14 protein-coding genes are annotated in these 18,554 nt (G+C 31.5%); 6 read left to right on the top strand and 8 right to left on the bottom strand.

From position 1 onward, the window contains the following. Nucleotides 1–39: 39 nt before the first annotated feature. The 5 genes from LB465_RS11480 to LB465_RS11460 all read right to left on the bottom strand — a co-directional run bounded on the left by LB465_RS11480 (nucleotide 40) and on the right by LB465_RS11460 (nucleotide 3,518). Nucleotides 40–471: a hypothetical protein gene (locus tag LB465_RS11480; RefSeq protein WP_224470006.1), complete on the bottom strand. Its 432-nt coding sequence runs from the start codon at nucleotides 469–471 to the stop codon at nucleotides 40–42. Between the two features lie 32 nt (nucleotides 472–503). After that, nucleotides 504–1,013 carry a hypothetical protein gene (locus tag LB465_RS11475; protein ID WP_224470005.1) on the bottom strand — a complete coding sequence of 170 codons (510 nt, stop codon included), beginning with the start codon at nucleotides 1,011–1,013 and terminating at the stop codon, nucleotides 504–506. Nucleotides 1,014–1,045: 32 nt separating this feature from the next. Continuing rightward, complete coding sequence (locus LB465_RS11470) at nucleotides 1,046–1,693, bottom strand: hypothetical protein (protein WP_224470004.1); 648 nt, start codon at nucleotides 1,691–1,693, stop codon at nucleotides 1,046–1,048. Nucleotides 1,694–1,937: 244 nt separating this feature from the next. Beyond that, entirely contained in the window at nucleotides 1,938–2,909 is a 972-nt protein-coding gene (locus LB465_RS11465) for a hypothetical protein (protein ID WP_224470003.1), read from the bottom strand. 105 nt (nucleotides 2,910–3,014) lie between these two features. Continuing rightward, nucleotides 3,015–3,518 carry a hypothetical protein gene (locus LB465_RS11460; protein WP_224470002.1) on the bottom strand — a complete coding sequence of 168 codons (504 nt, stop codon included), beginning with the start codon at nucleotides 3,516–3,518 and terminating at the stop codon, nucleotides 3,015–3,017. A 920-nt stretch (nucleotides 3,519–4,438) separates the two neighbouring features. On the opposite strand from LB465_RS11460, the gene dndC reads away from it, so the two are divergent. Genes dndC through LB465_RS11430 form a run of 6 tightly spaced genes read left to right on the top strand, consistent with a single transcriptional unit; the run spans nucleotide 4,439 to nucleotide 10,175 of the window. Further along, nucleotides 4,439–5,806: a DNA phosphorothioation system sulfurtransferase DndC gene (dndC, locus tag LB465_RS11455; protein ID WP_224470001.1), complete on the top strand. Its 1,368-nt coding sequence runs from the start codon at nucleotides 4,439–4,441 to the stop codon at nucleotides 5,804–5,806. Between the two features lies 1 nt (nucleotide 5,807). Further along, nucleotides 5,808–7,907 carry a DNA sulfur modification protein DndD gene (gene dndD, locus LB465_RS11450; protein WP_224470000.1) on the top strand — a complete coding sequence of 700 codons (2,100 nt, stop codon included), beginning with the start codon at nucleotides 5,808–5,810 and terminating at the stop codon, nucleotides 7,905–7,907. After that, the gene (locus LB465_RS11445; RefSeq protein WP_224469999.1) at nucleotides 7,891–8,280 is read left to right on the top strand and encodes a DndE family protein; all 390 of its coding nucleotides are present in this window, start codon (nucleotides 7,891–7,893) and stop codon (nucleotides 8,278–8,280) included. Before dndD ends, LB465_RS11445 begins: the two co-directional genes overlap by 17 nt. A gap of 12 nt (nucleotides 8,281–8,292) precedes the next feature. Next, nucleotides 8,293–8,880: a 3'-5' exonuclease gene (locus LB465_RS11440; protein ID WP_224469998.1), complete on the top strand. Its 588-nt coding sequence runs from the start codon at nucleotides 8,293–8,295 to the stop codon at nucleotides 8,878–8,880. 3 nt (nucleotides 8,881–8,883) lie between these two features. Beyond that, nucleotides 8,884–9,549, top strand: a complete 666-nt coding sequence (locus LB465_RS11435; protein WP_224469997.1) for a hypothetical protein — start codon at nucleotides 8,884–8,886, stop codon at nucleotides 9,547–9,549. Between the two features lie 2 nt (nucleotides 9,550–9,551). Then, entirely contained in the window at nucleotides 9,552–10,175 is a 624-nt protein-coding gene (locus LB465_RS11430; protein ID WP_224469996.1) for a class I SAM-dependent methyltransferase, read from the top strand. On the opposite strand, the gene dptH is transcribed toward LB465_RS11430, so the two are convergent. The 3 genes from dptH to dptF are packed head-to-tail and all read right to left on the bottom strand — an operon-like array spanning nucleotide 10,172 to nucleotide 18,547. Next, nucleotides 10,172–15,364 (bottom strand): DNA phosphorothioation-dependent restriction protein DptH, encoded by a 5,193-nt coding sequence (gene dptH / locus LB465_RS11425; RefSeq protein ID WP_224469995.1) that lies wholly within the window; start codon nucleotides 15,362–15,364, stop codon nucleotides 10,172–10,174. The genes LB465_RS11430 and dptH overlap by 4 nt on opposite strands. Beyond that, nucleotides 15,336–16,814: a DNA phosphorothioation-dependent restriction protein DptG gene (dptG, locus tag LB465_RS11420; RefSeq protein WP_224469994.1), complete on the bottom strand. Its 1,479-nt coding sequence runs from the start codon at nucleotides 16,812–16,814 to the stop codon at nucleotides 15,336–15,338. Before dptG ends, dptH begins: the two co-directional genes overlap by 29 nt. Beyond that, complete coding sequence (gene dptF, locus LB465_RS11415; RefSeq protein ID WP_224469993.1) at nucleotides 16,811–18,547, bottom strand: DNA phosphorothioation-dependent restriction protein DptF; 1,737 nt, start codon at nucleotides 18,545–18,547, stop codon at nucleotides 16,811–16,813. Before dptF ends, dptG begins: the two co-directional genes overlap by 4 nt. Nucleotides 18,548–18,554 lie beyond the last annotated feature (7 nt).

Here is an 18,554-nt window from a genome sequence, read left to right as displayed (position 1 = left end):
TCGTAAGTAGAAGGAGAGTGTTCTTCATATTTTTGGAGCTTATTTTATTTGAGTATAATACTCTTCGATTAATCTATCCCGTTCTCGTTTTCTCTTTTTCGACACAAAGAGGAGAGGAATTCCTATCCCTCCCTCAATCGCTCCCGTACCAATCAAAAAGCCTCCTATTACATCCCTATACGCTTTTCCGTGCCCTTCAGATTCAACCGGTGTTGCAAACACAGCAGTTCCCAGGCCTAAACTTATTGCAGATAAAGAAGTGAAAATAATCCCTACCGTTTTATTGGTTTTTCTTTTTCTATCTGCCCGTAAAATATCTCTGAAATCATTGGTAAACTGTTCACCATAATTATTTATATGAACGGTTTCTATCCCAAGTTTTGAAATCTTTTTTAATTCCCTTTGCTTGAGTTCCTGAGCTGAAACTGGAATAAACATAAAGCCAATCAGGATTAGTAATATATATCTCATTTTTTAATTTAAATTTTGCCACTGGCATTGGTTTAAAGAATTTTATTCTCAGAACTATCGAATAATTTGATTTTACCTGAACATTTCTTGATACTCACTCTTGAAGTTATATTTTTTTCTTCCAGAAATTTTAATTTGTTTTCTATCTCCAATTTAATCTGGGTATAGTTAAGATGATAGAATTCTGATAAGCAGATTATTCTTCTATTGTTTTTAATTAAAAAAATATACTCTGAAGTACTTCCGTTATTTGGCTGTTTGGTTATAATAAACCCATCCAACTCTTTATATAAGTATTCTTTTCCTTGTCCTAATCCAAAATATATCTTTTTGGAAATTTTCTCTTTAGAAATCTCAATTTTATGCGCTCTTGTCCTAAACTCTGTGAGCCAAAAATAAATTACAAATAATAAGAAAAGTATAGGAAGAACAATATCTGCTTCTGTTGAACTTGAAGTAATAAATAAAAGGCCTATTGCAGAACCGGTTAGAGTAAAACAAACAAAAATAGAGAGAAAGCTGAATTTGGTTTTATATTTCATTTACACTTTTCGATTTTTTCACAATGTAGTTTTTAAAACTGCATCCCTAAACTAACACCATATGACCTGAAGATGATATGGCTGGGTTTTTCGTTGTTTTCCTCTAATAGTATTGGTTTGCTGGCTACGTAATAATTGTAGTCCCAAAAAACATTTAAATTTAAATTGAAATCATCTGTTTTTGATATTGGAAACTGAAGACCGAGTCGAACATTCGCCATATCACTACTAATGTTATCACTTAAAGCTAAGTTATAAGCTGTCATTAAATTTATATTGACGCTTTCATAATTGATAAAATGGTACCTAAGAATTCCTCCAAACTTTAATGCTGAAATTTTTTGTTGGCTTTGGTGCTGAAAACCTCCTACTGCTCCAATAGTCAATTTATTAAATAGAGGGTAATTAATACTGTATAGGATCCCGTATGATACTTTATTTTCAAGTTCGGCACTTCTTCCCGAAATTAAATGGTCATTGTTGTCGTAAAGTGAATAACGATATTCTACCTCATTGTTTACTCCAAATTCCAGTTCCACATTGGAGAACCATCTTTTTGATAATTTATCCTGACTGGAAGCACTTGCTATATTTCTTCCGGCATTAAATAAGTCAGAAGGGGTTTGTGAATAGGCGTTTAAGCAATTAAAAATGAATAGAATAAGTAAAGTTTTTTTCATTGGGGGTTTTTAAACAATTAGGATTTTAGGTTTTGCTCATTATGATTTACTATGCCATCAATAATTTCATCAATCGCTTTCTTCATTTTTGGAGCTGTATCTTTTCCGCTTTGATTAGTGATCATAAAAATTCCCAAATAGTTTGCATCATGGCAGAGTTCCAAGATCTCAGTGTTTTCTAAAAGATTTCCAGAATTTAGCTAGAATAAGCGATTATTATAGCCACAATTGCAAACTTTAATTTTTAGTTAGTTGTATCTAAAATGATCAAATTTCTATTCACAGTATTCGAGTTAATTTCCACGATAGAATTTTGATTTGTTTCAAAATTTGTCTTCAAAATACCTAAATATAAATTCAGAGTATTTGAACTCACTAAGTTCAGGTAAATTTCATTTTCAATGATCGTATTACCAAAAGCTGTAACAAGTCCAAATGTTTCTCCATTTGAGTAGTCAGTAATACTATGGTTTGTTAAATCAATTATTCCCGGCTTAGCTCCACCTATAGAGCCAGAAACTGCTTGCATTATTGCTAATTCAGAATTATTTATTTGGGCTATCCTACTACCATTAATAGAACTCAAATTGTTTACTGTGTTATTTACCAGGTCAACTTCCAGGAAACCTTCACCCCAAGTTGAGATATATAACGTAGAGTCAATTTTCTTCATTGAGCTAATTCTATTTTCATTGAAAGTAATACCTAATTCAGTAATTGAGTTATTTTGAGGGTCGATATGTATGAGGTGCTTTGTAGAATTATTTGCTAAAACGTTCTCCGCTAAAATTCCTATCATTTTGTTGTTGTCCCAGGCAAGGGCTAAAATTCCTCTTTCATCACCGTTTATTGTTGAAGGAAGTATTAACGGTATTCTTTGACTTGTTCCATCTTGTCTATCAAATATTAAAAGATTATTTGTTGGTGATGGATTGTAAACATATTCAATGGAATAAATTTTTTCTTCTGATGATAATAAAGAGTTTGTTGCAAGAAAACTGTCATTATTTTCTTTATCTATTTGTCCAACGTTTTCTATATCCCCAGTATTATTTCCAATTTCAAATACCTCACCAAGGTCAGATACAGCTAATAATTTATAGTCATCGGTAATTTCATTGTTTGGCTCCTCTGTAGCTTCATTGTTAGATTCCTCACAGGAAAAAGTAAAAAAAACTAGAAGTAGAAATAAGTAATTTAAATTGATGTTTTTCATATTGTTTGTGTGGTTTACAAATCGTTTTATAATCTATTCTATAAATTTTATTCTTAATTTCTCAGGGGTAAACGGAATTTCTCCACCCCTTGTCTTGCCCTGTACCTAGTTAGTTTTCATTTGGTAAGCTCTGGAATCTATAGAATTAATCCGTTTAAAGGAATTTATTAAAATATAATAGAAGACTACATTTAACAAGGCATAGGCTATGAGCTCTATCACCGTCATCCATATAGAATTTCGAATTGAAAACGTAAAAATTTGATCTGCTATAAGAGTACTGACGAGTACGCAGAAAATAATTAGAAATCCAAATACAATAGTTCGGATTCCGGTTACAAAAGAGAGAGAAATAAGTCGCTTAAAGTATTCTATATTATCTCCTTGCTGATTTATTTCGAAAGTTTTTCTGATTCCCCATATTAGTGCCATCAAGCTGATCAATAAATGAACCCACGTACGCCACCAGGGGTTATCTCCATCTACGGGTATATAATCGGCAAGAGTGAAAAGAATAAGATGAGTAAAAAGATATTTGAAGGCAAGCCCATCGGAAACCTTTTCTGTAATGATAAGTTTCTCTAGTTCTTTAATGTTAAATAAGATCATAGTTTTTAATTATATGAATCGGTTAAGTTTAACCTTTAAAAAAGCTTTATTGAGCGGTTTGTTTGAAATAATTAACTGTTCCGTCTGCATGCAGATGTGGGGCTTAGTGATTAGGCAAAAAACTGTAGGGAGATGGATTTGCCGATTCTCTTAACGAGGTGTTAAAAATAGAAAAAAATATGAAGTTTACAGAACTATTAAAAGCTTTTTCAATCGAGGCTTTCTTAATTCATATTGTTAGAATTTAGACATCTTAAAGGGTAAATTAATTATTCTTTATTGAATAGGCATTTAAGGTTTTGTTATTCTCTGGATTGTCCCGAATGAATAAATACCCGAAAAAGCAAATATCTCCAGATTTGTAAGTGTAATTAAATATTTCTGTTTTTTGCCCCATTGCCCTTCGTAATAAACATCTGCGACAATTAAACAACTTTTCTTATCCGAATTTTAAAAGGAAGGTTTCACAGCTATGGTTTCAGTTTTCGCGTTAAGAATCTTTTTTAGCCTTTTTCATTCTTATCTCAATAAGGAATCAACCCCCAATTAAACATTTGGATTTCTCCCTGATATTCAACTGCGATCACCTTTTTTTTTAAAATGAAAAGGTATTAATTTCTTGCTATTGTTCATATGTGCCTAGTTCAATGAATCTAGCACCTAAGTTTTGTTCGATAACTCATTAGTTCATTTTTATTCAATTCACTAAAAGCTGACGAATTATTCGTTCAGATAAACCAGAAGGAGAATGCCTGACTCCTAAAAGCAACTAAAGATAGCGAATGAAAAGTCTTATAACAATTGGTGCTAAAGTATATGGTTTTGCTATGAGTAGTTATAACAAGCTGTTGAAAAGAAGTCATTATTCTATTAAAAAATAAGCGCTAAAAAGCCCGCTTTTAATTACTTTTATAGCTGTTATGAAAAGTTATACGCAAAAAATAAAAAGTTCTAAAGTTGAAGGGATAATTGATGAAATTATTGATCAATATGCCTACGCTGACAATACTCAAAGACCTTGGATAATAGGTTTTAGTGGAGGTAAAGATTCTACTGTACTCCTAACTTTAGTCTGGATTGCCCTTCAAAGAATTAAGTCGCTTCCAAATCCCTTTCAATTGAGAAGGCCAGTATATGTTGTTTGTAATGATACTATGGTAGAGAACCCAATAATTTCAGCATATGTGGAAAAGGTACTGGCTAAAATTGAAATTGAAGCAAGAAATCAAGATTTGCCAATTTTTGTAAAAAAGACTACACCGAAATTGGATGAATCGTATTGGGTTAATGTTTTAGGTAAAGGCTATCCTGTTCCTAATAATACATTTCGTTGGTGTACGGATAAATTAAAAATTAGACCTACTTCATCTTTTCTTCATGAACAAATTGATGAAAAAGGAGAAGCAATCGTGCTACTAGGAACACGGTATGAAGAAAGTAGCACGCGAGAGCGTTCTATGAAAAAACATGAAAGAAAAGGCGAAAGACTCTCCAAACATGCAACAGACGTTAATACTTATGTTTTTGCTCCAATTAAGGAGTTAATGTTGGAGGAAATATGGTATATAATTAACGTAGTGGAGTCGCCCTGGGGATTTGACAACAATATTTTGTTTCAAATCTATTCAGATGCCAGTGCAGATGATTACGAATGCCCAACTGTCGTAACTAATAAAGAACACAAATCTTGCGGTCAAAGTAGATTTGGATGCTGGACATGTACTGTTGTAAAAGAAGATAAATCTATGTCTGCCCTTGTGGATAAAGGACAAAGTTGGATGGCTCCTTTAGTTGAATACCGAAATAAGTTAGTCGAAGAGCGAAATAATCCTGAGTTCCGAAAAGACACCAGAAGAAATGGAGCCTCAGCTATAGATGATGAAGGAAATAGTAGGGGGAGTTACAAAGAATCATACAGAGCTATGCTTTTGAAGCGTTTACTTAAAACTCAAAAAGAAGTTCAAAAAGATCATCCAGAGGTTGTTTTAATAAATAATCAGGAGTTAATAGCTATTCAAGTTACCTGGAATAGAGATGGTTACTTTGATAAACACGTAGGTGAAATATATCGGGAAGTTTATAACAAGGACTTCATGACAAACAATATTAAATCTTTAGGGCAAACCGAGCGAAGAATTATGCAGGAAGTTTGTGATGACCGCCCTGAGTATTATCACCTTATTGATAATTTACTGGAAATTCAGGAATCAAAAACACTGTTAATTTCAAAATATGGTCTTCATAACGATGTAGAGAAGCAAATTGAAAGATTTGTAATGAGAGAATAATATGCGCATAGAAAAGATACTTCTAAATAACTTTCGAATCTACTCAGGTCTAAATGAGATAGATTTTAATCATTTAAAGGATAAGAATATTTCTCTTATCGCTGGTAAAAATGGTTTTGGAAAAACCTCTTTCCTAACTTCTATGATCTGGGGATTGTATGGCAATTTGATGACTCAAGTTGAAAGTAAATACAAAAAGGATATCCAAAGCGCTGGAGGATATGAGTCTTATCGGAAAACTTTATTAAATCATAATGTTTTAAAACAAAGCGAGTCTAAACAAAATGAAACGTTAGAGTTTTTTGTTGAGATTCATCTTGTTGATGTGATGATCCCTTCCATTCCCTGTAAGAAAGTTGTAATTAGAAGAACGTATCACTATAAATCGAAAAAGGAGAGTTTAAAAATTCTGATAGATGGTCACGAAAACGAACTAACTAAGAAAGTAGGTTATGATGTCTTTATTAATGATTTTATTCTTCCGAGAGAAATAGCAAAGTTCTTTTTCTTTGATGCGGAAAAAATCGTTACCCTGGCGGAGGCTAAAAGCAAAAGTGAACTTCGGGCGTTAAGCAAAGCCTATTCCGAAGTTTTAGGAATTAAAAAATATGAGGATTTAAAATTAAATCTTAATACACTTCTTACCAAAATGAGACGCTCTGGAGTTTCGGAAAAAGATGAATTAAAAATAGCAAACCTCGAAAAACAGAGAGATGAACTATCTGATTTAGTTCGTCACAACGATTCAAAGTTATCGGATTATATTGAGGAGATTGAGAATTATAGACATAAGATTGATCAACATCAGGAGCAATTAATTAGGGAAGGAAATGAGATGACTCTTGAAAAACTTAATGAGTTAAAATCTAAGCGTGACCAACTTAAAAAGTCTCATTTAAATTTAAAAAACGAATTAAGAACCCTGATAGATTTAATTCCTTTAGCCATCTCTCAAAACCAATTAAAAAGCTTGGTTGATCAGATTAAGGTTGAGCTAAAAATTAAAAATTCATCAATAGATAAAGGTTTGCTAGCTGAAGAATTTGGTCAATTTGAAGCGGAATTTCATTCTGGTTTATCTGATATTATTAAAGATGATCAATTAGCACATCAGATGAAAGAATACATTCGTAAGTTGTCATCTGCCCGTTTAGAAAATATAGAGGATCCAAGTTCAGAAAGTGAAATTCTATTAGATTTTGATGATGAGACATCCCGAAAAATTATTGCTACATATGAATATATTCAGAATTCATTCAAAGTTCAATTTAACGGAATCGTAAAGAGAGAAAAAGAAATTCGCCAGGAATTAAATCGTGTATTAAAGAAGATAAAACAAGGCGAGGTTAGAAAGGGTAATCCTTTAGCTAAAAAACTTCGTGAGGAAAAAGAGGAATGGATTTCAAAAATTAAAACAATAGAAATAAAAAAGCAGGGACTAATTGAAGAAATAGGTAGCTTAAAACACCGGGAAGCCTCTAATCACAAAGTGCTTTCTGAACTATTGAAAAAATCAAATCTTTTAAAAACGGATAAAAAGAAGTATGAAGTTACATTAGATCTTTTAGAGAAATTAGATAGGCTTACTGCTAGAATCAAAGAGGAGAAGAAATATTCCCTACAAAAATCTATTCAACTTGGATTAGGAAAGTTGATGCATAAAAATGATTTTGTAAGAGATGTAAATGTGAGGATAGATGAAGATGTAATGGATATAGATCTAATTAATCAAAATGGTAATGTTATTGATAAAGACGGTTTGTCTAAAGGGGAGCAACAGCTATATGCAACCGCATTATTGAAAGCCTTAGTGGATGAATCCGGAATAAATTTTCCAATTTTTATTGATAGTCCTTTACAGAAATTTGATAAAGAACATTCTAGCAACGTTATAGAGCAATTTTATCCTACTATTTCTGAACAAGTAGTGTTATTCCCTTTATTAGAGAAGGAGCTCTCTAAAGCAGAATATGCACTGCTTAAGCCCAATTTAAATGGAGTTTATTTAATTAATAACAATGAAGAAGGTTCTTCAATAGAAGAGTGTAAGATCTCTGAATTGTATAACAAATTTAATCAACAGCATGTTCTCGCACATTAGAACCTCTAAGGAAAATAAAGAAGTCGTAACTAGATTAACTAATAAACTTAATTTAGGGACTGAAAATATAATTGCCAGAATTGCTTTGACCTATTCTTTATCTTTAGGAGAACAAATGGATCTTACAAAGATGAAAGATTCAGGAGGGAAAAGTTATTCAAAAGCTGTTTTATTTGGGGAGTATATAGACTATTATATTGGTCTTACTGCCGTTCACTATAATGTTCATGCCTCACATTCAGATCTTCCTAAATTTATAAAAATGCATATTGATGTAGGTTTGAACTTATTGATTAATGAATTAGAAGCAAGTGGAGTTGATGGTTTTGACTTTTTAGCCGGAAAGATTGAACAAGGAGTATCTATAAAATAATTATTTTTAATTATGGTAATTTTAGATCTCGAAACTACAGGGTTGGACCCATTAAAAAACCAAATTATAGAAATAGGTGCTCTTGACTTTGAAAATCCATCTAATCAATTTTATCAAACCTGTAAAATTGATGATACTGCTGAAGTTGATCCAGCAGCTTTAGAAATCAATGGTTATAATTATTCCAATCTGACTGATACTAGAAAGATGAGTTTAAAAGAATTAATTTTAAACTTCAAAGAGTGGTTGGAGTGTATTGATGATAAAACAATAGCAGGGCAGAATGTAGATTTTGATATCAGCTTTTTAAATGTTTCATTCAACAGATATAATATTAATTTTGCTTTAGGGAAAAGAAAAATTGATTTACACTCATTAACCTATTCTCAGTTTAAGGTACTAGGTCTAAATCCACCTTTGAAAGATGGATTCTCAAACTTAAGTGGTGACCGTATTATGGAATACGTTGGATTACCAAAGGAGCCGAGACCTCATGATGCGTTGAATGGAGTGAAATATGAAGCAGAAGCATTTTCGAGGTTGATTTACAAACAAAATTTACTTAAGGAATTTCAAGATTATAAACTCTCATTTCTCTGAAATATGGATTCAAAAATAGTTGCATCTTTTGTAGCATTTCTAGGTACTTTAATAGTAGCTGGATTTACTCTATGGAATAACTATAAAATCAGGGAAGAATCGAAAAAAGAGCAGAAAAGGAAAAAGTTAGAGGAAGCCAAAGTTATACATCAAATAAAGCTAAGTGAATTTTATATTCCACTTAGGCATTACCTAGAAAATAGTAAAACGTTATTCAAAATTTTCAAAAAAGGAAAACCTGAAAAATTTAGAACTCTAACATACTTATTAAATCCTAATCAGAAATATGAAGGGCAAGTTCAAGTTACTTTAGACAAAAACGACCGTTCAATTTTATCTAAAATTTTTGAAATTGGAGAAAAAATAGAGGATTTAATTTATACAAAAAGTTATTTAGTAGGAGATGATGACGAATTTGTTAAGTCATATGAACCTCGAGAAAAATATAAAGACTTACCTTATGAAAAGGATATGACAATTTTGAGTCTTTTGATCTCGCATATTGTGGTTATTAGATTGGCGTACGATCAGAAGCTAATTGGTAATCAAGAAAATTTTGAAAGCTTTGTATTTCCTAATGAAATAAATGTAAGGGTTGACGAAAAGATTGAAGATTTAAATAAGAACATTAGGAATTGTAATGCCTCTATTCAAAGAAATATGATGTGATAATGGAAATGGCAAAGCGAAATAAAACTATAGATAGTTACAATAGAACTGCGAAAGAATATTATTTAGTAGTTAGTAGTTTTGATATCTTACCTGAGATGTTCTCATTTGTCAAAATGGTGAAGCCTGGCGGAAAAATTTTAGATTTAGGTTGTGGGCCTGGGCAGCATTCTAAATATTTCAAAAAGTTTGGTTTTAAAACCACAGGTGTAGATTTATCAGAAGAAATGATCAATATCGCTAATCAAGAAAACGCTGGAATAGATTTTAAAGTGATGGATATTGAGAAATTAAATTTCCCAGATAGCTTTGATGGAATTTGGGCCTCTGCTAGTTTATTGCATATAAGAAAACGAAATTTATTGAAGGTTTTGGGTCAAATATTGAATTACTTAAAAGCAGACGGAGTTTTTTATCTATCTATGAAAAAAGGCATAGGTGAAAAAAATATTTCTGATGACCGTTACGGAGGAGTAAATAAATTCTATGCATTTTATTCTGTCTTAGAATTAGAAAAAATCCTAAAAATAGCTGGATTTAAAATTATCCAAATTGAAACAAGAGATAGAAGAGTTATGTACGATACTAATTCCTGGATTCACATTTTTTGCAAAAAAGATCTTTAACTATTTAATTCCCAAAAAGCTTTGTCTTTCATCAGAATAGGTTCAGAACCCGCAAGATTCACTATACTATGATGCTTTTCTAGACCTTTAATAGTTTTGATCAAATTATCCCTTTGATCTTTTGATTCAATAGTAAAAAGAGACTCTACTTCCTTTGTTTTGATTTCGTTTACTCGATGAATCACCCAGGTAAGAATATAGTTTGAATAGTCATTTTCTGCAGTAGAAAAGTGATTTAAAAACTGAGTCGACAGAACAGTACCAACACCAAATTCACGGCCTTCTTTCAAAATTTTTCTAATTGAATTAAAGTTTTTACTCAGAAAATTATCAGCTTCATCAACTAAAATCATTTTGCGTAACTGCCGTTTATGGCCATCAATTTTACTATGGCCATTAGTTTGCATTTGAGTATAAAATGCATCTAAGGTTATAGCTACAATTAAGTTCTGAATAGATTCATCATATCCAGAAAGATTGATAACCGTTACTCCTTCTACCAAAGAATATAGAGATTTGGTTTTTGAAGCATCCGGTTCAAAAATCTCAAAATCTTGAAGATTGGAAATTGCTGCATATAAACTATCGTGAGCCACTTTTTCATCAGACATATATATATTACAAACATCGCCCAAAGTGGGAGCTTCTTTACTCCAGGTCTCTCGTTTTGCTTTATAAATACCCTTATGTTCGTATGCTTCTATAATAACATCACGCAATTTTTGCTTTTGTACATTTCCTAAGTTAAATGCATTGGAAATAGTTTCTTTAATGTCGTTAGAGGTATGCAAGGGAAGCATTGGTTTAGAAGTAGAAGTTACATCTAATGCAAGAGGATTATAAGGCAAATGATATGGATGAAAAACCTTAGCATCCGTAGCTTTAACAAAATCATCCTTAATATAATCTCCTTTATAATCGAATATTAGAATGCCTAATTTTTTGCTTCCAATATTCCTATTTTGATTCCATGCAGTTTGAGCAATTAATGATTTAGTAAACTGAGTTTTTCCTGTCCCCATAGTGCCAATAATGCCTGTATTAGTGTGCATTACTTTATTGGTATTATTGGGTTCCCAAATAATTTTTTTACCGTCTTTTAAATCATTCCCGAATAAAATTTCTATTCCATCACTGTCATTAGCAGGCTCCAAACCTTCACTCTCTCCCCTTTTTTCAATTTCTTCAGGTTCTGCAGCTTCCAGCCTCTTATTTTCTAATGGTATGCTGTATAGCACTTCTTTTTTCTGAACCTCTAAATTGAAAGTTCCTATTTCCTTTACCTCACATGTTCCAACGGGTAATTTTTGGAGTAATAAATTCTGCTTTTCTATCCCTGTAGGTGTTTCGTGGAAAAGGTGAATTAACTCATCAATTGATTTCACCAAAAAATTGTAGCCATCTTCTTCTAATAATTCAGCTATTATGTAATCCTCTTTTTTTTGTAGTTGCCGTTGAATAGTTTCTTTTCCGAAATGGATTAGACCAAAATTTCCATATGATTCCTCTATTGAATTTGATATTTCAAAGTTATTATTCATTAAATCCGACCGGTAATTTTCAAAAACTTGACTCCAAGTCTGAGTATCCCAAATTTTGTATAACTGCATCTTTTCAGCATTGGTAATGGCCAGCTTTGCAAAGAAATTTTTATAAAATTCCCCTAGAAAGCATTTTTTAGAAAGATGTTCTTTCAACAAAATAGCTGTTTTTCTACCTTGCTCAATGCCTTTCTTTTTGAGATTACTTCCACCAATTTTAAGTTCCATTGGGTAGAGGTGCATTTTGAGTGATTCATTGCATTTTTCCAGACCAATCAACAATAGATCATCGCTGAAGGAAAACTCTTTGGAACCAAGATTTTTTGCAGAAAAGAGACCGTCCGACATTTTTAGACCAGCGCTACCGGAAACTCTTAGGATTTCCTCAAGAGAAATCGGAATCCATATAATGTCTGGATGATATAGAAAACTTAGAGAGGTTTTTATGCCAGATAATAAACTTATCTTTTCTCGTGGGAACTGATTGTCCTGACGAATAAGCTTTAGCAACCAATCACCATTTATAGCATTAAAGAAATTTATGACCTTTAGGGTGTCTTTTTTGGGCTCATGGGTTACTTTATTTTTGGTTAAAAATTCACTAACAATTGAAGAGTACTGATGTGTCTTGTCCGTAACGGTTATAGCATCGTAACCGCTTGAATTATTATATTGATCACTATAATGAATAATCACTAGGTCATCTTCTTGTTTAAAGAAGTCTAAATCAACTTTCGGGTCTATATAAGTAACCCACTGGGAATTGGTGTATAGATTTTGAAGTTGATCTTTTATTTTTAGATCGATTGTAGTGCAAATTGCTTTATTAGATTCGAAATCGTTGCCATTATCAACTACGTTAACCAATGAATTGTAAAGACTAGAAAATTGAGTTATTAAATTACTCTTTTCAGGTGAATGTTTTACTCCAAAGCCAGAGCGGTAAGTTTGAGCGTTTACAGGAACAGAAGGAACATCTGAAATAAGACCATTTAAGGAAATTCCGCTCTTTATATCAGAAGTATGATTTGAGTTTCTTTTAATTTGATTGCGATCAAATTGATAGAATGTTATATGCGCATATTCATAACTCTCATCACTACTAGGGATGGATTTACTATAAAAATTAATTTTTTCAAGAAAGATGTTTAAGAGGTCCTCCTTTTCAAAATTAGATGTTTTTAGATTTACATCGAGTTTTTCTTCAACATCTTCAACATTGGTGTAATATGTAAGTTCCTCAAATTTTGAGACAATTTGGTCTGCTCCATATATGTTAATATCGATAGGTAATAAATCAGTTGGACGTTTGGAAGTTTTCTTATTTAAAAAAGTTCGATAGTATTCGAATATACCTTGCATGATCTCCTTACAATCACCAAGGTTTATAGCATTTAGAATTATTGGTGATTTACTAGATTGTGAAAATAGAAAGTCAAAATTATATGTAAAATCTTCTAACTTCTCACGGACTAATTTAACTACATAATTTTTAGGAATTGATTGTTCAGAATGTAGGTATTCAGTATAATAAAGCCATTCGGGAGAATCTAATGTATCTATTGGAGTATATACTTTTCCGCCTTTTTCAAGATACGGAACAAGGTTCATCGGGCTTAATCTTTCTAAGACAGCATTGTATATTTCTTCTTGTTTTAATTCATTAATTATATGAAGTTGATAAGCGATGTTTAATGGGTGAAGAGGAGAATATTTAACAAGTTGCTCACCAAATTTTTCAAGTACCACCCCTAATTGAGATAAATCCCGTTCTTGAGGGTCTAAAACTTTATTCTCCCGTAAAGAATTTAATTTACTAAAGTATAAATCAACTAAATTTTTAGAAAGATCATAAGCCTCCCCATTTAGTAAAGTCAAGCTGGGAAGACTATCATTTCTAATATAGTAGTTCCTTAATTCGTTAAATGCCTCTTTAAGATCCTGGGGTAAATTTATTGGCCTATCTTTTAATTCATTGTCGGCATGTTCATTCCATGAAAAAGCTCCAGAGTTAATTATTTCCCTTTCTAAAAGTAAATTTTTTCTAAACTCTCCCCGTACAGTTCTTTCATTATTCTTGAAGGTTAATTTTAAAATGCTTTCTTCGTATGAATATTGAAAATCTTTAAAATTTTCCCTTTTTTCTTTCCATACATCTAACCCAGTTATAGGCCTTGGAGGCTCTACATCCGGTTTTATTCCGAGTGGAATTGTTATTTCATTATACTCAATGTTGAAGGCTATAAAGTCATCAGGTATTGTATCGTAATCGATCTTAATTTTAAGCGAAACATCTTTACCTAGAGTGTAATTTGCATCTGGCTTTAATTTCTCAATGACCTTGTTTTTATTATTTTCATTGAATACAAGTTCATCAGTTTCTTCAATTAATAAACTTTCCTCCTTACCTATTAAAAATTTTGTTTCAAAGGCTTTTAATAAATCTTCTTCTACGGGAAGTTGAAGGATTTTGAATTTGTAAAGTTTTCTTGTTGACTTATCCTGATAATTAATAAGACCAAAAAGTTCTTCTGGATTAAATGAATGAACATCAATTTTAAGACTGTGACCGCTAGTAGAAGCCTTAAAACGATCCTTCCCCTTTTTTATTGATACTCCTTCAATACTTGTTGGTTGATCGAATCTTAATTCAATTGAATAAGGAATGTCTTTTTCCGGGTTGAAAATAATTAAATTATTGTTTCTTCTACCAGCTATAGTATCGCTATCTGATCTACACCAAATCTTTCTGAATGCGTCATTACCATTCACACCTTGAAAAACCGGAGCAACTCTATTATTTTTTTGATCCCTCCATTTTTGAACATCTGAAAAATCATATTCTGCCCAATTAGCTTGAATTAATCTCTTTCTACCGGCTTCTGAAACTAATTTTTCTAAATCTATTTCTGGGTCGCCATGAGAATGAATATTTTCAATTCTTTCAAAAAGTTCAAAATTTTCATTTAAAGTTGATCTTATAACATTTGGATCCGTTTTAGTTTTTAATTCCTCATCCGGAAAGAACCCTAAATTTTTAAAATCTTTAGATTCAATTTTTTCTTTAACTAAAGAATCTATTACTTGAGAAAAATCAAATATGGAATTGTTATCTTCAACAACACTTTTCGTTTTACGCGTAATTACTTCATTTAATAACATTTTTTCGTGCCGTTTGAAAGAAGATTTTTCTATGTCGGCCGCCAGCTTTTTTCGAAAAACACTATGATGTAAGGGCATACCTTCCTTGTTCAAACTGCCACTTCCCCCTAATAGACTGTCCAGCTTACCACTAAATAAAATTAAAAGGGCAGTATTCTCAAATTGATTTTTTTGGAGAGCTACCAGGTTCCTTAGGGTCGTAAAATAATCTTCTGTTGCATTTTGACTTGAAGCTATTATAACTTTAGTTGTATTAATAGTTATACTAAAAGTGGAATAGGGTTTACCCTCAGATTCAGGGTGAGTATATGTGAAATTTTGTGTTGGAAGATTGATTTTTCGAAGTTCTTCATAGATACCTTTGACATGATCTTCTTCCTCTAGGTAGAAATTATAACGATCTCCTGGAGAAATATTCTGAGTTGAAAAGTTTTCAACTATTAATTTGGATATATAACTATATAGTTGACTTGACGTATTGAGCATCTCCACTATCACTTTTTTTCTCTAGTAAATTAATTTTTTCAAATAATTTGATTATTTCCCCTTTCGAGGTTTCGTCAAAAACTAAACCTCTTAATCTTAGTTGGTGCCATAATTCATTCAAACGAATTTTATCTTTTTTACCAATACATAATTTTGTTAGAAATAATAGGTATTCCTGGTTTAGGACTGTTGTTCCTCCTAAACGACCTCTATTTTTAACAAAGTTAATTTTGCAAAAATGTTCAAACCATTTTCCATATCTTTCATGAGCAGCCCCTCTCTCGGAATGATCAAATTGATATTTAATTAGTTTGTACAGTCTAATAATTTCTTTCTGTACTTCACAATTATATTTTTTAGGATTTCTAAGAAAATAACCCGCAACCTCATTTTCACATTTTTCCCAGTTATATCCGGCATAAAACTTAGATATATTACCCTTATAGAACTCTGAAATCAGCCTTATGGATTCAATAAGTTTAGTTTTCTCTTCAGTAGCCAAACTTTTAGAAGTTTCTTGAATTTCAAAATAGTCACCAATAGAATCATTGGCAACTAAAATATAATTTAATAACTCTAGTGTAAATATGTGAGAAAAAAGACCATTTGAATCTCTCTTTAAAATTACCCAGCCAGACAGATAAGCTAGCCTGGAAGCTGAAAGTGTTTCCCAGTCCATGGAAAAGTAAATTGGCTTAATCTCTTTATCCGCTCCAAAAGAGTTAAAAAAACGAGCCAATTGCGATAGATAAAAGAAAAAATAATATTTATATAAATCTTGAATATGATTTAAATACAATTCTTCACTTGAAGCTATAAACTTGAAATCTTTTTGGAATAAGTCCTTTATTTGAGGAAATATATTTTTGTATTCTTTCCTATCATTAGAACCTGTTTTTATTTCCAAATCAGGCAAACTTTCTAAAACCAATTTATATAACAAATTGTCATTGGTGCTCTTTGTTAAATCCTCGTCCTTGAGGATATCACCCTTCAAAAATATACTATAGACGAAATAAGAGATTTCTTCAAGATGGTTACTTTGAATGAAAAAGTTAAGGTAAGGAAGTGTGTCTTTACTAAATTTGATAAGACTATGATCATCTTCAAAAAACAGATTTATTATAACATCTTTTAGTCTATCAAAATGTTTAGTATTAACCTCCTTCTGAACATTATCTATAATAAAATCTCTTAAATTATGATTAAAGGATTCTTTCTTATTTCCATTTAATTCTTTACTGAATTTTTCATCTCTTGAAATTCTAAAGCATTCACCCACTACACCATGAAAAGACCTAAGATCAGGCATACAATTCTGGGAGAATTTTGTTTTAAATGGTAAGATTTTAAATTTATTTCCAGTTAAGTGCCCTCTCCATTTATCTTTATTGATATAAGTTGAGATGAGGCCATCTATGCCTTCCATTTCTATTGTTACTTCTTTCATATAGTATCGAAGGTATACTCGCCTAAATAGTTTAAGCTTAATTTATAATCCGCTGCTTTTCCTATATTTATTTCATCAATTTCAAGTGCTGATTTATCATTTTCATGATTAATTAATCTATTTATAAAGGTAATAAAGGTGATATAATTATTGTTGTCCTTTCTATTTGGCCGGTAGCCTTTTACTATCTTATTTAATAATTCAAAAAGGCTATAGTCAACATGAATTTTTAATTTTTCGGAATTTCCGTTTTCGAAGAAGAGAGTGAATTCTTGAACAAAACGGGTTAAAATTGGATCATTTTTTTTTGTGCCATTTCCTAGGATAGGCGAAGGTTTAAAATCCTTAAAAATTCTGTATTTTGATTGATTTCTTCCAAGTTTCACGATAGCTTTTCCAGATTTTTTTGGATCACCATACCAGAGCCTAGCGGAATTATAAACAAGGTTATACACCTTTTTCTTCGCCGATTCATCGTTACAATTAAAAAGATATAAGAGCTGCATAAACTTCATAAAATAAGGATTACTTCTCTCAAGTACTTCAGAGCTTTTATTGAAGTAGTTCAGCCTAATAAATAGTTTCGTTAAATTATTTTTGTTAAGCTTATCATGGTTGATGTATCCTATCAAGCCTTCAGTTGAATCTCCGTTTATAAACCTTGTAAAAATCGATTCAGGGCGATTAGAATTAATTAGTTGTATCAGGTTTTGATCTAATTCAGAGTACCTATAAGCACACGGATCCAATTCTTGGAATTTTTCAAACAAACTCGATAATTCAGAGTGCTCAAATAAATAATTCGGTGTAGTATTAGAAAGATAATCAGTTACACTCATTTTATTTAATTGAACCTCATAATCCTTCAAATTCTCCCATTTAAGGCCAATAGGGACTATGAGATCATAAAAAAAGTTCATAAGAGATCTTATAGAAACGATTTCCTTATTCTTAATTATTGATTGTATTATAAAATCTGAAATTACATCACGATATTTCTTTTTTGAGATAAATTGATAATTGAAGCTGATTGGGCAATCAACTGAAAAACTCATATTTTGAAATTCAATATAAGCTCTGTAAACAGGGTTTTGCTCATCTTCTTTTGTTAATCGCTCTAATAATGTAGATATAATTTTGGATTCCGCACCATACTCAGACAATGAGTACATATGATAATCGGTGAAATTTACATGCTGAAAAATACTTTCTTCATCTATAGAATCTTCATCAATTAAATCAGTATCCAGAATTTTTTTCTTGTTTACATATTCTATGAGCTTAGAATATTTATCCCCATGAGTGTCAATAAAATTATTCAGGGTTCCTAAATTAATTGCAAGAATTAACCTGTCTTTAGAGTTTTCAATATTTTGGTCTTGAAAAGATTCAAGAACTCTATTTAAAGTATCGTTTGAATTTCCATTTGGATCATGGGCCTCAGTTGCGTCATTATGAATTTTAAATCTTTTTATTTCCTCAGGCACCACCTTATTTAAATAGGAAAGAATATGAGATTTACCGTCACCTACATTCCCGCAAACGAGTAGCAAACTTGGTTCATATCTTTGAGAACAAAATCTAATCCTATCAACTAGTTTTTGTTCAATCTCTCTTTCGACATGAAAATACTCACTAAATTCATCGAAATTATAAGAATTGCCTTCTGCTATTGCATGCTTCGATGATTCACGAAGATTCTGAAGTGCTTCAGCCAGCGGGTGTGCTTGCATAAATTTT

This window comes from Salegentibacter lacus (assembly GCF_020164555.1).
Classification (GTDB): domain Bacteria; phylum Bacteroidota; class Bacteroidia; order Flavobacteriales; family Flavobacteriaceae; genus Salegentibacter; species Salegentibacter lacus.
The sequence above is the reverse complement of the archived record's forward strand: the minus strand, read 5'-3'. Positions and strand labels throughout refer to the sequence as shown.

Coding starts and splice junctions, on each gene's coding strand:
- LB465_RS11480 (WP_224470006.1), bottom strand. CDS start 471: ATGAGATATATATTACTAATCCTGATTGGCTTTATGTTTATTCCAGTT.
- LB465_RS11475 (WP_224470005.1), bottom strand. CDS start 1,013: ATGAAATATAAAACCAAATTCAGCTTTCTCTCTATTTTTGTTTGTTTT.
- LB465_RS11470 (WP_224470004.1), bottom strand. CDS start 1,693: ATGAAAAAAACTTTACTTATTCTATTCATTTTTAATTGCTTAAACGCC.
- LB465_RS11465 (WP_224470003.1), bottom strand. CDS start 2,909: ATGAAAAACATCAATTTAAATTACTTATTTCTACTTCTAGTTTTTTTT.
- LB465_RS11460 (WP_224470002.1), bottom strand. CDS start 3,518: ATGATCTTATTTAACATTAAAGAACTAGAGAAACTTATCATTACAGAA.
- dndC (WP_224470001.1), top strand. CDS start 4,439: ATGAAAAGTTATACGCAAAAAATAAAAAGTTCTAAAGTTGAAGGGATA.
- dndD (WP_224470000.1), top strand. CDS start 5,808: ATGCGCATAGAAAAGATACTTCTAAATAACTTTCGAATCTACTCAGGT.
- LB465_RS11445 (WP_224469999.1), top strand. CDS start 7,891: ATGTTCTCGCACATTAGAACCTCTAAGGAAAATAAAGAAGTCGTAACT.
- LB465_RS11440 (WP_224469998.1), top strand. CDS start 8,293: ATGGTAATTTTAGATCTCGAAACTACAGGGTTGGACCCATTAAAAAAC.
- LB465_RS11435 (WP_224469997.1), top strand. CDS start 8,884: ATGGATTCAAAAATAGTTGCATCTTTTGTAGCATTTCTAGGTACTTTA.
- LB465_RS11430 (WP_224469996.1), top strand. CDS start 9,552: ATGGAAATGGCAAAGCGAAATAAAACTATAGATAGTTACAATAGAACT.
- dptH (WP_224469995.1), bottom strand. CDS start 15,364: ATGCTCAATACGTCAAGTCAACTATATAGTTATATATCCAAATTAATA.
- dptG (WP_224469994.1), bottom strand. CDS start 16,814: ATGAAAGAAGTAACAATAGAAATGGAAGGCATAGATGGCCTCATCTCA.
- dptF (WP_224469993.1), bottom strand. CDS start 18,547: ATGCAAGCACACCCGCTGGCTGAAGCACTTCAGAATCTTCGTGAATCA.